This is a genomic window from Ornithinibacillus californiensis (assembly GCF_001038485.1).
Taxonomy (GTDB): Bacteria; Bacillota; Bacilli; order Bacillales; family Amphibacillaceae; genus Ornithinibacillus; species Ornithinibacillus californiensis.
This window is the reverse complement of the sequence record NZ_LDUE01000011.1, coordinates 1-13,044: the sequence shown is the minus strand read 5'-3', so window position 1 is coordinate 13,044 and position 13,044 is coordinate 1. Positions and strand designations below refer to the sequence as shown.

The following is a 13,044-nucleotide window of genomic DNA, read 5'->3' as shown; positions in this document are numbered from 1 at the left end:
GAGTATTAGGAGAGTTTTTATGATATCTGAACTAAGTAAGCATGACTTTGATAAGTGCAATAGTTTAATAAATGAGCAAGGACAATTAGAAGTAAAAGCTGTAATTGAAGGAATTAACCCTGGTCGCATATTTGTAGATGATATTATTTCTCCTAGTTCCGGTCTTGTATGGCTAGGTAATAATGATGGATTTTTCTTTATTGGAAATGAAGAAAATGAGGGGTTTACTAGACAAATCAATGATTTTGTTGAGACCGTTATCAAGCCGGAAGCAATGAATGTTGGGTTAAACTGGTTTGAAGGGATTGGGAATCACCCGAAATGGAATAAGGTTATTGAGAGGATATTTGAACATCGTAAATTAGAAAGCTGGAACCAGAGAGTTTATATGATACAAGAGGAAAACTATCTAGCTAAAGGTGAACCGAAGCTAGAAACAGGTTATAAAATTAAAAAGATTGATAGAACCCTCTATGAAAACAAGAAAAATGAAATTAGTAATATTGAATACCTACACTCTAAAATTTTGGAGGCTTGGTCTTCACCGGATGATTTCTTTGAACAGGGGATTGGGTATTGTATCGTTCACGATAACAAGATCGTTAGTATTTGTTATTCTGTATTTGTCGTTGAAGATGTACATAGTGTTGCCATTGAAACGTTAGAGTCTTATCGAGGGAGAAAACTAGCACAAGGATTAGCTCATCGTTTTGTTAAAGATTGCTTGGAAAGAGATGGACTCCCTTATTGGGATTGTATGGAAGATAATAAACCTTCTATCGCTATTGCGGAGAGATTAGGGTTTACTAATGTATTTGGTTATGTGGGGTATTATTTTCCTTTTTAGTACCTTTAAAGGAGGTTATTCAGATGTATTTTCCTTCTAAAAGAGATTTATGGCTAACCTTTATCATATGGGGAGCAATCTTCCTATCACTTTTCGTTTCTTTAAATGATACGGGATCTTACTTTTCATTATGGAGAGTCTTGTTGTTAGTGATTATAATACCGTTGATGTGGTTGTGGTTTAAAACTGGTTATATGGTTAAGGATGGTAAACTACGGGTAATCTTTGGGCCATTTCGCAAAACCATAATGATTAGTGAATTGAAGAAGGTCACTAAAAGTAGTAATCCATTGGCCGCACCTGCTTTGTCTGTAGATCGGTTAAAAATTGAGTATGGCAATTATAATGTGATTTTAATATCACCTAAAAATGAGCAAGAGTTTATCAATCTACTCTTAAAAGAAGATGTCAACATAGAGTTAGATGAAAATGTAACCTCTAATTTATAGGAAATGCATTTCCTTATGCGCAATATAATTGAAGGGAGATAGTAATGAATTTACAAGAAGGTTTTAAACTTATTATGAAACAACCAGTTATTCTGATCATACCCATTCTGTTACAAGTGCTAATTAGTTTTGGAATGGGTGTCATGTCGTTGTATGGTATTGGACTTTATACATTTGGAAATGTTCAATACGGGGAAACTTCACCAGATTTTCATATCCAGTTTACTCTGCCATTGTTTATTCCTCTGATCACTGATATAAAACAGTCGCTCTCGTTTCTTCCTATTTATGAAGGCGGAAGTGTCGTGGTGACTATTGTCATTGGTATCCTCTATTTTGCTGCCATTAGTTTTGCCATGGCGATGTATCTCGGTAGTATGAAGAAAGTGTTAGTGCCGGGAAGTTTGGAAAATCACTCGATCCTTCGAGTTGGTTACCGTTATTTTGGGAGATTGTTTCTGTATCAATTGTTTACTGCAATCCTTACGTTTGTATCCTTCTTCCTTTTGATTAGCACGGTGATTGGTGGAATTGTTGGATTTATTGTTCTCCTTTTGTATCTACTAGCGCCATATATCATGGTTTTGGAGGATAAAAGTTTAGGAGAATCCTTTCGAGATACACCAAAATATTGGAAGCGTTATATTAAGAGATTTATTCCTCTAGCGTTAGGGGCTGTGTTTTCTGTACTAATCCTTTCCTTACTTATACAATGGGTGCCTAATGAATCTATACAGTACTATGTCGGACTCGTTTCCTATACATGTATTGGTAGTGTGTTTATTGCTGCGTTTATGAATCTATTAAACACTTGTATTCGAGGGGAACTGGGATTGGAACAAGAAGAAGAGGATCATTCTCCAAAGTGGAAAAAGTGGGCCATTGTTGTGAGTATTGTTGTTTTACCTTTATTAGGTGTTCAATTTGCTAATGGGAAACTAGTAACCGCCCTGCAAATTCAATCTAAAACGACTCTTACAGAAGGAGTTTATTATAAGGCAAGTTGGTCGAATGCTAGTGTTGGATCAGCCCATACCTTAACAACTTATGGTTTTGAAGAGGACGATGCATTCCAACTTACGATGTCCTTGCCAGAAGCTGGAACTGGAGCAGATACACTGATCGGTGAAGGGGAAGTCACTTGGGTAGTGGAAAAGGATAAAATTACTAAACGAGGTCATGCTACATTTCACGACATAGAGGAAGTAGTGGAGACGTCATCGTTTATCTACCGTTTATCTCCAGTCTATACGAATGGCACACTCTACTATACATCCAACACGGAAGACGGATATGCTCACCTTACCACTACGGGTCAGTCCGATGAACCAATGGGAATGGACATCTTTGTGATGAATGGTGGAAATGATGTGTTTGTTTTTCAATATAAGAAGCGGTTTGACCCACAAACTGTCATACAACTATCGGACGATGGGAAGTATTTTATTCCTCATTTCAGTCCGGTGAATCCAGACGATTTTAAATACTTTTGGTATTCCAAAGAGCAGATTACGAAAGATAGAATATTAGATTTGATGAAGACAAAAAATATAACTAGTCTTACGATTAGTGAGGACTCAGAATATCGCGATTATGAAATCCTCGTCGCGGCCTTTCTCCAACAGACTGATGGGGCATTTCTCGCTCAGCTGGGTGAGTATTATGAGCAGCTTGGAATACAAACGAATATTTCAAACAGAACGGCAGAAGAGTGGACGGAAAAATTAATGGGGCTATATGGAGATGTTGATACTGCAACATTCCTGGACTTCTTCAATAATCAGAACGCCTATGATAGCTATGAACGTAAAGGTTGGTCTAATGATAGTGATAGGAATGAGTATCAAGTGATTGTCCCATTTCCGGAAGGGGATATTACCCTTCTTTGTGTTAGAGATGAGGAAGGGAAACTTGTGGCGGTAGAAATAGTGCTGCCTGAGTAGAGAGAGGTAGAAAGAAATATGAAAAAGTTAAGATGGATTACTGTATTACCCATAACATTAGGTGTTATATCTATTTTCTTTGGTTGGACTCAATCTTGGGAATATCTATATGATGGAACTAATGACCATATGTTTACGATTAGAAAAGTTAGAGCCTATGTATTTATTGTAGGTGGATTGGTTCTTGTATTTGTTGGAGTTTTATTAAGAGTAGTTAGAACGTATGTTGAATCGTTAGAGTTAAAAATTTACCAATTAAAGAATGAAATTGAAAAGAAGTAAACCTATTGTCGGAGGTTATAAAGATGAGAGAAGAACAATTATTTGAGCAAATGAAATTATGGCGTAATTGGACCGTGGAGTTTCTTCGTACCATTCCAGAAGAATTATCAGACCAAATTCCACAAGGTCATTCAAACAGCATACACTGGAATGCTGGCCATATCTTAGTTGGCTGGGATAATACGATGTTTCCAGCTGTTAATAAGGAAAGGCAAATGCCACCATCCTATCACTTACTGTTTCCAAGTGGAAGTAAACCAGAAGATTGGATAGAACAACCACCGACAATGAGTGAAATTATAAAACAATTAGAAGAACAGCCCTCTTTTATAGTAGAAGCTTGTAAAGGGCACCTGGATGATCCACTACGAGAGCCTTTCTTAGGTATGCGAACTCTAGGGGACATGGTTGTTTTTCATATGAATCATGAAAGTCTACATATGGGGATTGTTAAGAGTATGAAGCAGCTGCTGGTAAGTAGATAAAAGGATACGGACATGTGAAATAGTTGCTGAAGGTGATCGAAATAGGGTCACCTTTTCTTTTGTCCAAAACCGCCATTGTCATAGATTAATAATTTTCATATTTTTTGTAACCTCCCATAAATAATTGCGTCTATACTATATACAATACGGTCGATCAGTAGGTGAAGGGGGTGCATCATGAACTCACAGGCAGAGATGCAAGTTCAACTGTTGTATGAAGAATATCATCAAGAGATATTTCGATATATCTTCATGATGATTGGTGAACGGCAACAAGCGAAGGATTTAATGCAAGAAACATACGTCAAGGCACTACTAAACATAGAGGATTTTAGGGGAGAGGCTAGTCCGAAAACCTGGTTGTATCATATCGCAAGAAATGTAGCGATTGATTATCAACGGAGGAAGAAACCAGCTACCTATTATTTAGATCATCTGTTACCAATAAAGTCGAATCAAGCAACTCCTGAGGAAGTCACTGTACTCGGCGAAGATGTAGAACAACTCTATGCTGCACTTTCACGCATAAAGAAAGGGTATCGGGATGTCATCATTTTACGTAAAATTAGAGAGTTTTCGGTTATGGAGACGGCAACTATTTTGGGTTGGAAGGAAAGTCGGGTCAAAACTACGTTACATCGAGGGCTAGATGCCCTTCGGAAGGAAATGAAAAAGGAGGGGTACATCAGTGAAGCGGTCAGGTTTTGATAATCAATTTCAGAAGTTAAATCAAATCAATTTGACGGAACAGGAATCGTCTCAAGTCTACCAACAAGTACTCTCCAAATATAAAACGGCGAATAAACGGAAAACTACTGGCATTATTTTTAATCATTTTATACCTGGATTTGCGACGATTGCTCTACTTATAGTGGTAGGTTGGTTTTTAAGTGATTTATTACAACCTTCGATTAATCAGCCAGGAGATGAAACCCCAATTGTAGTAGAGGAAGAACCAGAGGAGGAAGAGATGGAGCCGGAAATGGATGAGGAGCCGGAATCAATTCCGGAAAATATATCGTATGCTTGTATGGAAAGTTATGTAGAACCCAGACCGGATAGCGTTTTGGTATACTTTGAATGTAATCATTCTGACCCTCTTTCATACCCACCTGTTAGAGCGGTTTCGCGGGATATGGAAAGTGATAAGGTGGAGGAGCGTATCGAATATGCCATTCTACAATTAATAGAAGGTCCGTCGGAAGAAGAAAAAGAGGATGGTTATTTATCCATATTTAATGAGGATACGGCTGGTTTATTAAACGGTATTGAATTACAAGATTCTGGCCACTTAATAGTAGATTTCGTTGATTTCTCCAAGATTATTCCAAATGGAAACTCATCAGCTGCGTCCATGGCCATGCTGCAATCATTAAATACAACGATTGCTCAGTTTGAAGATGTTAAAACGATTGAATACCGTTTTGATGGTAGCTGCGAACAATTTTATGGATGGCTTCAACGTACTTGCCAGTCATTCCAAGCGGATGATTATCGAATGGACGCTGGTGAGGAACATAAAGAATTATTGCTGGAAAGGTCAGATATACTATTTAACCATTTAATGGCAAAGGAGTGGGGGCAACTGGCAAATAATATTCACAGTGAACGAGGCCTAGTCTATTCTCCTTTTTCCAATGTTGGCGATGAAGATGATTTACATTTTACGAAAGAAGAGGTTCGAGCGTTTCATGAAAATGTGAACCTGTACAGCTGGTCTTGGGATCAAAGTGGTGCAGAGTTTATGGCAACGCCGAATGACTTTGTAGAAAACCTACTGAAAACAAGTGGCGATTATGTTTATGAATATAATGAGATTATGTATAATGACTCGGAAATGGGCACCATGATTAATACGATTCACGACGTATATCCAAACGCTATCTATGTAGAGTATTTAGATGAATCAGATCCAAATTCCATGGACTGGTATAAGTACCAAGCCCTCCGATTTGTATATGAGGAGATCGATGAGGAATGGTATTTAATTGCTATTGTTAGAGGGGCGCATAATCCGTAAAATTCAGGAGTTTTCGGGAGGTCACTGTGACCTCCCGAAATTTATCAAGTATTGTCGAATGAAGTATCCCTAGAACTCTCTGGTTAGTTGAGAGAGTAACAAAGAATGCCTCGACAAAAAACAACAAATATCGGGGAGTGACAGGCACCTTCTATTCCAGTACAGGCTCGGCCTTATAACTCAACTTAGCAACAACCACCCCAAGTAAAGCCCCGACAACTGCAGGAACAACCCACTCTAATCCCACATCAGCTAGTGGTAATGACGAGCGAAGCACTTCAACAGGTCCTAAATTCAAACCGAAAGCGTTCAATCCACTGATAACAGCGAATACTCCAGCGAATGAAAGGGCACTGACATATACCACTCGAGCTCCCTTGAACTGTTTGTGGAAGAACGTTAACACGATTAAAACGATTGTTAACGGATAAGCTGTTACCAAGAAAGGAACAGAGACTTTTAAGATTTGGCTAAGGCCCATATTGGTTAGGGTAAAGCCAATCAGTGTCATGACTAAGACAACCGTTTTATAGTTTGCCTTTGGAATCAGTTTAGAGAAATATTGTCCACAAGCAGAAGTTAAGCCAACCACTGTAGTAAAGCATGCAAGAGTAAAGATTACTCCGATTAAGATGGTTCCACCTTTACCAAATAATGTGGTCGAAGCGGCAGTTAGTACGCCAGTTCCGTCTGTAAATTCTCCTGTCATACTTCCTCCGATTATACCTAAGGAAACATAGACAGCAGCTAATAACGTACCTGCAATTATAGCGGCTTTTAGCATATAGCTCTTCAACTGTTTTTCATCAGAAACCCCACGTTGCTGCACCGCAGTTAAAATGACAATTCCGAAAGCAAGTGCGGCTAAAGCATCCATTGTGTTATACCCTTCTAGGAATCCTTTGAAAAATGCCCCAGATTCATATCCCCCAGTAGGTGCGGTGGATTTCCCGTCTAGCTGTACAAAGCCAACGACACATAAAACAACCATAGCAACCAGTAAAACAGGAGTAATAAAACGTCCTAGATATTTTTCTAGATTAGAAGGATTTAAGCTTACTAGATAAACTAGTAAAAAGAATACAACTGAAAATAGCAATAATACAAGCGTCGTGTTGGTTGATTCGTTCACAAAAGGAATGAGCCCCATCTCAAAGGCTACATTCGCATTACGCGGAATAGCCAAGAATGGTCCGATTGACATGTAGACAATCACCATGAAAATCACACCAAATACTGGATGGACACGATCCCCAATCGTTTTGATTCCCCCTTTTACACTAGCGATAGCGAATAAAACAACTAACGGTAATCCTACGGCAGTAAGAACAAACCCTGCCATTGCTAACCAAAATGCAGTTCCAGACTGTGCTCCTAAAAACGGTGGGAAAATAAGATTTCCAGCTCCAAAGAACATAGAAAATAACATAAGACCGATAAACAATGAATCAAATTTACGCATGGTGTTTCTCTCCTTTTTTTGTGTTTTTAATAATAAAAAAAACCCGCCCCTTAAAGAAGGGACGAGTTTATGCTCGCGTTACCACCCTAGTTCCGCAGAAAAAACTGCAGCACTCAGTCAGCGTACTATCATACGCGTTCCATTGTAACGGTGGACAACCCGTCAAAGCTTACTAGATTTCAGCTTTGCATCTCAGAGATGATTTTCGGATAGGGACTGAACGCCGACTTCCACCATATGCCGGCTCTCTTTGGATCAGATTTCCTAACGTACTGCTCTCGTCATCGAATTTATTATTAAACGTAATTTATCAGATAAAATAAAGCTTGTCAATATTATTTTGAAAATTATTTTGTTTCATACCACTTTGATCATACTTGCTGTGAAGGAAAAAAAGGAAATATCAATAAATGAATAAATATACAATTTATTAACTTTTATTGCGTGTGGATTTTAAAGAAAAGATCGCAAAAAATATTAGTCGAAAATGTCAACGCTACCAATGTTGATAACAAAGTTAAACCCGCGTATTTTGAAAACGTTTCATAAATTATAACAGTCTAAAAATTTATAAATAATGCATAAAAAAGGGTTGCCACCGTCTATTTACGGGCGTATAATTACGACTAATTAACTTTTCTAAATCGTAGAAAGTTTGAAGTCCAATTTAAATTTTCTCAAGATTCGAATCAATACAAAACATCACGGGAGGAATACACATGTCAAAGAGATTTGAGTCAAAAGTTATTACAGATTATGAACGTGAGCCTGTACCGCAGGACAAACGAAAAGGATGGGGTAAACTGTCTTTGGTTTGGATAGCGGGAATTGTTGCACTATCTGCAATTGTATTAGGTGGAACGTTAGGTAGTGGGATGACGTTATCCCAGTCCATCATCGCTTCCCTTGTGGGTACATTTATTTTAGCGATACTTAGTGCAGCTTGTTCCATTGTTGGGGCTAAAACAGGTTTATCTACTGCACTTGTATCTAGCTTTGCTCTAGGAAAATATGGTTCTTATGCGGTATCGGCCGTTATTGCCATCGCGTTATTTGGGTGGTTCGGGGTTCAACTGAATTTATTTAGTGTGAGCCTACAAAATGTACTTAATAATACATTTAGTATAAATATCGATCCGATTTATTTGGTGCTACTTGGCGGTCTAGCAATGTCTATCTCCGCTATTATCGGTTACAAAGCAATTGAGAAATTAAGTATGGTAGCAGTTCCTTTACTAGCGATTCTATTAGTTAGTTCGTTAGTTCGTGTATTAAATGGCACATCGATGGCAGAAGTCGCTCAAGCACCATTGACAAGTGATCCACTTTCTATGGGAGTAGCGATTTCGTTAATCATTGGTTCTCTAGCAACAGGTGCAATTATTGGCCCAGATATTTCTCGTTACGCTAAATCAACAAAAGATGCTATTATCTCTTCCTTTGTGGGGTATTTTGTTGGATTTAGTATCGTATTAATTATTTCATCAATTCTAGCAAAAGCAACAACACAGGTGGATATCGTACAAATTATGTTAACGCTAGGTTGGGGATCTGGGGCATTGGTTATCTTAATTATTGCTCAGTGGACCACAAACGATAATAACTTGTACTCCTCTGCGTTAGGATTTTCTGTTATTTTTCGTAAAGTACCGAAATTCTACTTATCGATTGCAGCTGGTTTAATTGGAACGCTGTTAGCGGTAGTGGGTATTTATGATAGTTTTATTCCGTTCTTAAGCTTTTTAAGTGTCTTGATCCCACCAATTGGCGGAATATATGTAGCAGATTTTATTATCAACCGAAAAAACTATGCCTTTGAAAAACTAGCAAATGTGAAAAGTGCTAACTTCCTGAACATCGGCATTTGGGTCATTGCATCAATGGTTGCATTTCTTACAACCCCAGCACCGAACGGGTTTGGAGTATTTACGCTAACCGGTGCATCTGGGTTTGATGCCTTTATCGTTGCCTTTATCTTGCAAATCGTTGCGAGTAAAATGCAAGGGGAAAATAGCTTGAACACAACACCAGTAACTATAAAAGGAGAGCAAGCATCATGAGATTAATTGGCAAACAAGAAATTGAAGATATCGCAGTTGGAGCAGCGCTTCTCGGCACAGGAGGCGGTGGTGATCCATATATTGGAAAGCTAATGGCACTACAGGCAGTAGAAGAGTTTGGGCCTATTAAACTAATTACCGTTGATGAGGTTCCAGACGATGCATTAGTTGTTCCGTCAGCAATGATGGGTGCACCAACTGTTATGGTAGAAAAAATCCCTAGTGGAAATGAAGCGCTAGTTGCATTTGAAGCACTGCAAAATTACCTCGGTAAGGAAATCTACGCAACGATGCCCATCGAGGCTGGTGGTGTGAACTCGCTTCTTCCACTAGCTTTAGCAGCCAAATTAGGCTTACCAGTTGTTGACGCAGATGGTATGGGCCGAGCATTTCCTGAATTACAGATGGTAACCTTCTATTTAGACGGCGTATCTGCAACACCGATGGTTTTATCAGATGAAAAAGGCAATAGCTCTATTCTCAATACGGTAAATAGTGTATGGGCGGAAAGAATCGCTCGTGTTGCAACCGTTGAAATGGGTGGCTCCACGCAATTATCCATTTATCCGATGGACGGAAAAACTGTAAAAGAAAGCTCCATCCACAATACGCTTTTATTAGAAGAAAATATCGGAAAAGCCATTCGTGAAGCAAAGCAGAACAATTTAAACCCAATTACCGAAGTTCTCAAGCTAACGAACGGTCATTCCTTATTTACAGGAAAAGTAAGTGATATTGACCGTAAAACAGAAACAGGATTTGCTCGAGGGATGGCAACGATTGAAGGTATGGAAGGTAATCAAGGGGAGACGCTATACCTTTACTTCCAAAATGAACATCTTTTAGCAAAAACCGATGACAAAGTATTATGTATCACTCCAGATTTAATTGCCGTACTAGATGCGGATACGGGACTTCCAATCACTACAGAAGGCTTACGCTATGGCGCACGCTGTGTCGTGGTTGGTTTGCCAGCAGATGCCAAATGGCGTACTGAGAAGGGCATTGAAACAGCCGGTCCTAGATACTTCGGTTACGACCTAGATTACACACCATTAGAAAAGCTTTTAGAAGGGGGACAATAACATGACAAGCTATCGAATCGGAATCGATGTTGGCGGAACCCATACCGATGCAGTGTTATTAGATGAAAATTACAATGTTATCTCAGAGACAAAATCTTCAACGACCGAGGATGTCAGTACTGGAATTTATAATGCCTTGCATGAAATTGTCCAAGCTGCCAATGTTCCTGTAGAACAGATTAACTTTGCCATGCTAGGGACGACGCATTGTACAAATGCCATCGTGGAAAGAAAACGTCTGAACAAGGTTGCAGTTATTCGTATTGGTGCTCCTGCAACACTTGCGATTAAACCACTTGTCGGTGTTCCGGATGACTTGAAGGAAATCCTAGGAAAGCATGTTTATTTAGTGGAAGGTGGACATGAATTTGATGGTCGCCTTATTACAGAATTAGATGAAGCACATCTTTATCAAATTGCTAAGGAAATCAAAGGAGAAGTAGACTCTGTTGCGGTAACTTCTGTCTTTTCCCCTGTTTCCAATGTCCATGAGACACGAGCAGCAGAAATCTTACGGGAAGTGTTAGGAGAAGACGTTGCGATTTCCCTTTCTAGTGAGATTGGTAATGTTGGCCTGTTAGAAAGAGAAAATGCTACCATCCTAAATGCGTCGGTAGTGGATGTGGCAAGAACAACCGCAGAGGGTTTCGTTAATGCGTTAAAACAAGAAGGAATTCATGCAAAAGTATTTTTCGGTCAAAATGACGGGACATTAATGTCTGTGGAATATACCGTTAAATATCCAATTCTTACAATCGCTTGTGGTCCAACCAACAGTTTACGTGGTGCCGCGTATTTAACCAATAAAGCAGATGCTATCGTAGTGGATGTCGGTGGAACGACTACAGATATCGGAGTATTAAACAATGCATTCCCTCGTCAATCATCGTTAGCAGTAGAAATTGGCGGTGTTCGTACCAACTTCCGTATGCCAGATATTTTATCGGTAGGACTTGGTGGTGGAACCATCATACGTGAAAACGAAGATGGTACCATAGCGATTGGACCTGGAAGTGTTGGACACAAGCTTTCCGAAAAAGCACTTGTTTTCGGTGGAGATACCTTAACAGCTACAGATATTGTTGTCGCTTTAGGTAGAGCAGAAATCGGTGATGCTTCCAAAGTAGCTCATCTTGACAACGCCTTTTTGGAAAAGGTCTATGCACAAATGATTGGGATGGTAGAGGAAGCTATCGACAAGATGAAGACTAATGCAGAAGATGCAGCCGTTATTCTAGTTGGTGGTGGAAGTATCTTATTGCCAGAACAATTAAGCGGTGCTTCAGAAGTTATCAAGCCAAATAACTTTGGGGTAGCTAATGCGATTGGTTCAGCAATTTCCCAGGTGAGTGGACAAATCGAGAAGATCTATAAGATGGATGAACTAGGTCGTGAAAAAACAATCGAAGCAGCGAAGGAACTCGCACGACAAGAAGCGATTACAGCAGGTGCCGATCCGGATGACCTTGTCATTGTTGACCTAGAAGATATACCTTTAGCATATCTTCCGGGAAATGCAACACGAATCCGTGTGAAAGCAGCTGGGAAGTTGAAGCAAGCTTAAAGAAGGAAAAACAGCAGATAGAAAAAAATGGAAGAGGCTGGTACATAACTAGCCAAAAATAATTAAAAAATGGTTCCGATCATCGTTTTTAGATGATTGGAACCATTTTTATTAGGCTATTGTCATTGTTTTTTAGCTAACTCGCTTTAGAGGCGGTGTACTTCCTTAGATTCACCGCCATGAACGCAAATCCTAATTCATTTTCTACTTTGGATTTGCCCCTCACTGACATTCGAGTGAAGCGCAAATTAGCCTTCAAAAATCCGAAGACTGGCTCTACGTCAATTTTACGTTTCCCATAGATTTCACCAGTTTCTTGATTCGAAAGCTGCTCTCTTATGTATTCTTTTTGCTGTTCCCATTTCTCGTTGTAGAAAACTTTTCGATTGTTTCCATCCTTTGCTTTTGTACACAAGGAACGTAATGGACAACCAGAACAGTCTTCACATTCATAAACTTTGAACGTACGTGTAAAACCGTATTTGTCAGTTCGGGTGGAAGTGTATCGGAATGGTAGTTTTTTATTATTTGGACAAGTAAATGAATCCTCTTCTTCGCTATATTGCCAATTGGCTATGTTGAAAGGATCATTCTTAACTTTCTTTTTCTTCTCCGTTCGATATTGATTAAAGGTAACGAGCGGCGTGCGTTCTCGTTGATTCATGACATCCTCATAATTCTGTTCACTACCATAACCTGCATCAGCGACAATATATTTTGGCAACTTGAAAAAGCTTTTCTCAATCGTATCTAGAAAAGGAATGAACGTGCGTGTATCTGTTGGATTTGGAAATACATCATAGGCGAGGGCATACTGTCCTTCTGTCGCAAGCTGCACATTATAACC

The 13,044-nt window shown here is 39.2% G+C and carries 12 protein-coding genes and 1 other annotated feature; of the genes, 10 read left to right on the top strand and 2 right to left on the bottom strand.

Features of this window, described 5'->3' with window-relative positions; genetic code table 11:
- Nucleotides 1-19: 19 nt before the first annotated feature.
- From TE34_RS02350 to TE34_RS02320, 7 genes are all read left to right on the top strand, one after another.
- Nucleotides 20-847, top strand: coding sequence for a GNAT family N-acetyltransferase (locus TE34_RS02350; protein ID WP_047983229.1), 828 nt, complete (start codon nucleotides 20-22; stop codon nucleotides 845-847).
- Nucleotides 848-870: 23 nt separating this feature from the next.
- Nucleotides 871-1,296 (top strand): PH domain-containing protein, encoded by a 426-nt coding sequence (locus TE34_RS02345; protein WP_047983228.1) that lies wholly within the window; start codon nucleotides 871-873, stop codon nucleotides 1,294-1,296.
- Between the two features lie 44 nt (nucleotides 1,297-1,340).
- On the top strand, nucleotides 1,341-3,239 hold the full coding sequence (locus TE34_RS02340) for a hypothetical protein (RefSeq protein WP_047983227.1): 1,899 nt from the start codon (nucleotides 1,341-1,343) through the stop codon (nucleotides 3,237-3,239).
- Between the two features lie 18 nt (nucleotides 3,240-3,257).
- On the top strand, nucleotides 3,258-3,521 hold the full coding sequence (locus TE34_RS02335) for a hypothetical protein (protein ID WP_047983226.1): 264 nt from the start codon (nucleotides 3,258-3,260) through the stop codon (nucleotides 3,519-3,521).
- A gap of 23 nt (nucleotides 3,522-3,544) precedes the next feature.
- Nucleotides 3,545-4,006, top strand: coding sequence for a DinB family protein (locus TE34_RS02330; RefSeq protein WP_047983225.1), 462 nt, complete (start codon nucleotides 3,545-3,547; stop codon nucleotides 4,004-4,006).
- Between the two features lie 177 nt (nucleotides 4,007-4,183).
- Complete coding sequence (locus TE34_RS02325) at nucleotides 4,184-4,714, top strand: RNA polymerase sigma factor (protein ID WP_047983224.1); 531 nt, start codon at nucleotides 4,184-4,186, stop codon at nucleotides 4,712-4,714.
- The gene (locus tag TE34_RS02320) at nucleotides 4,695-6,026 is read left to right on the top strand and encodes a GerMN domain-containing protein (RefSeq protein ID WP_047983223.1); all 1,332 of its coding nucleotides are present in this window, start codon (nucleotides 4,695-4,697) and stop codon (nucleotides 6,024-6,026) included. The genes TE34_RS02325 and TE34_RS02320 overlap by 20 nt, the downstream gene beginning before the upstream one ends.
- Nucleotides 6,027-6,177: 151 nt before the next feature.
- On the opposite strand, the gene brnQ is transcribed toward TE34_RS02320, so the two are convergent.
- A complete protein-coding gene (brnQ, locus tag TE34_RS02315) occupies nucleotides 6,178-7,488 on the bottom strand; it encodes a branched-chain amino acid transport system II carrier protein (RefSeq protein ID WP_047983222.1) in 1,311 nt (436 codons plus the stop codon).
- A 54-nt stretch (nucleotides 7,489-7,542) separates the two neighbouring features.
- Nucleotides 7,543-7,782: a binding site (T-box leader), on the bottom strand.
- Between the two features lie 425 nt (nucleotides 7,783-8,207).
- Between brnQ and TE34_RS02310 the strand changes: the two genes are divergently transcribed.
- From TE34_RS02310 to TE34_RS02300, 3 genes are read left to right on the top strand one after another with little or no spacing between them, the layout of a single operon-like run.
- Nucleotides 8,208-9,548, top strand: coding sequence for a cytosine permease (locus TE34_RS02310; protein ID WP_047983221.1), 1,341 nt, complete (start codon nucleotides 8,208-8,210; stop codon nucleotides 9,546-9,548).
- Nucleotides 9,545-10,633: a DUF917 domain-containing protein gene (locus tag TE34_RS02305; protein ID WP_047983220.1), complete on the top strand. Its 1,089-nt coding sequence runs from the start codon at nucleotides 9,545-9,547 to the stop codon at nucleotides 10,631-10,633. The genes TE34_RS02310 and TE34_RS02305 overlap by 4 nt, the downstream gene beginning before the upstream one ends.
- 1 nt (nucleotide 10,634) lies before the next feature.
- Nucleotides 10,635-12,197, top strand: a complete 1,563-nt coding sequence (locus tag TE34_RS02300; RefSeq protein WP_047983219.1) for a hydantoinase/oxoprolinase family protein — start codon at nucleotides 10,635-10,637, stop codon at nucleotides 12,195-12,197.
- A gap of 136 nt (nucleotides 12,198-12,333) precedes the next feature.
- Here the strand turns inward: TE34_RS02300 and TE34_RS02295 are convergent.
- The coding region (locus tag TE34_RS02295) for a transposase (protein ID WP_047983218.1) at nucleotides 12,334-13,044 on the bottom strand (711 nt) is incomplete at its 5' end.

Bases quoted from the DNA above. Each gene is read 5' to 3' on its own strand.
- TE34_RS02350 (WP_047983229.1), top strand. From the start codon at position 20: ATGATATCTGAACTAAGTAAGCATGACTTTGATAAGTGCAATAGTTTA.
- TE34_RS02345 (WP_047983228.1), top strand. From the start codon at position 871: ATGTATTTTCCTTCTAAAAGAGATTTATGGCTAACCTTTATCATATGG.
- TE34_RS02340 (WP_047983227.1), top strand. From the start codon at position 1,341: ATGAATTTACAAGAAGGTTTTAAACTTATTATGAAACAACCAGTTATT.
- TE34_RS02335 (WP_047983226.1), top strand. From the start codon at position 3,258: ATGAAAAAGTTAAGATGGATTACTGTATTACCCATAACATTAGGTGTT.
- TE34_RS02330 (WP_047983225.1), top strand. From the start codon at position 3,545: ATGAGAGAAGAACAATTATTTGAGCAAATGAAATTATGGCGTAATTGG.
- TE34_RS02325 (WP_047983224.1), top strand. From the start codon at position 4,184: ATGAACTCACAGGCAGAGATGCAAGTTCAACTGTTGTATGAAGAATAT.
- brnQ (WP_047983222.1), bottom strand. From the start codon at position 7,488: ATGCGTAAATTTGATTCATTGTTTATCGGTCTTATGTTATTTTCTATG.
- TE34_RS02310 (WP_047983221.1), top strand. From the start codon at position 8,208: ATGTCAAAGAGATTTGAGTCAAAAGTTATTACAGATTATGAACGTGAG.
- TE34_RS02305 (WP_047983220.1), top strand. From the start codon at position 9,545: ATGAGATTAATTGGCAAACAAGAAATTGAAGATATCGCAGTTGGAGCA.
- TE34_RS02300 (WP_047983219.1), top strand. From the start codon at position 10,635: ATGACAAGCTATCGAATCGGAATCGATGTTGGCGGAACCCATACCGAT.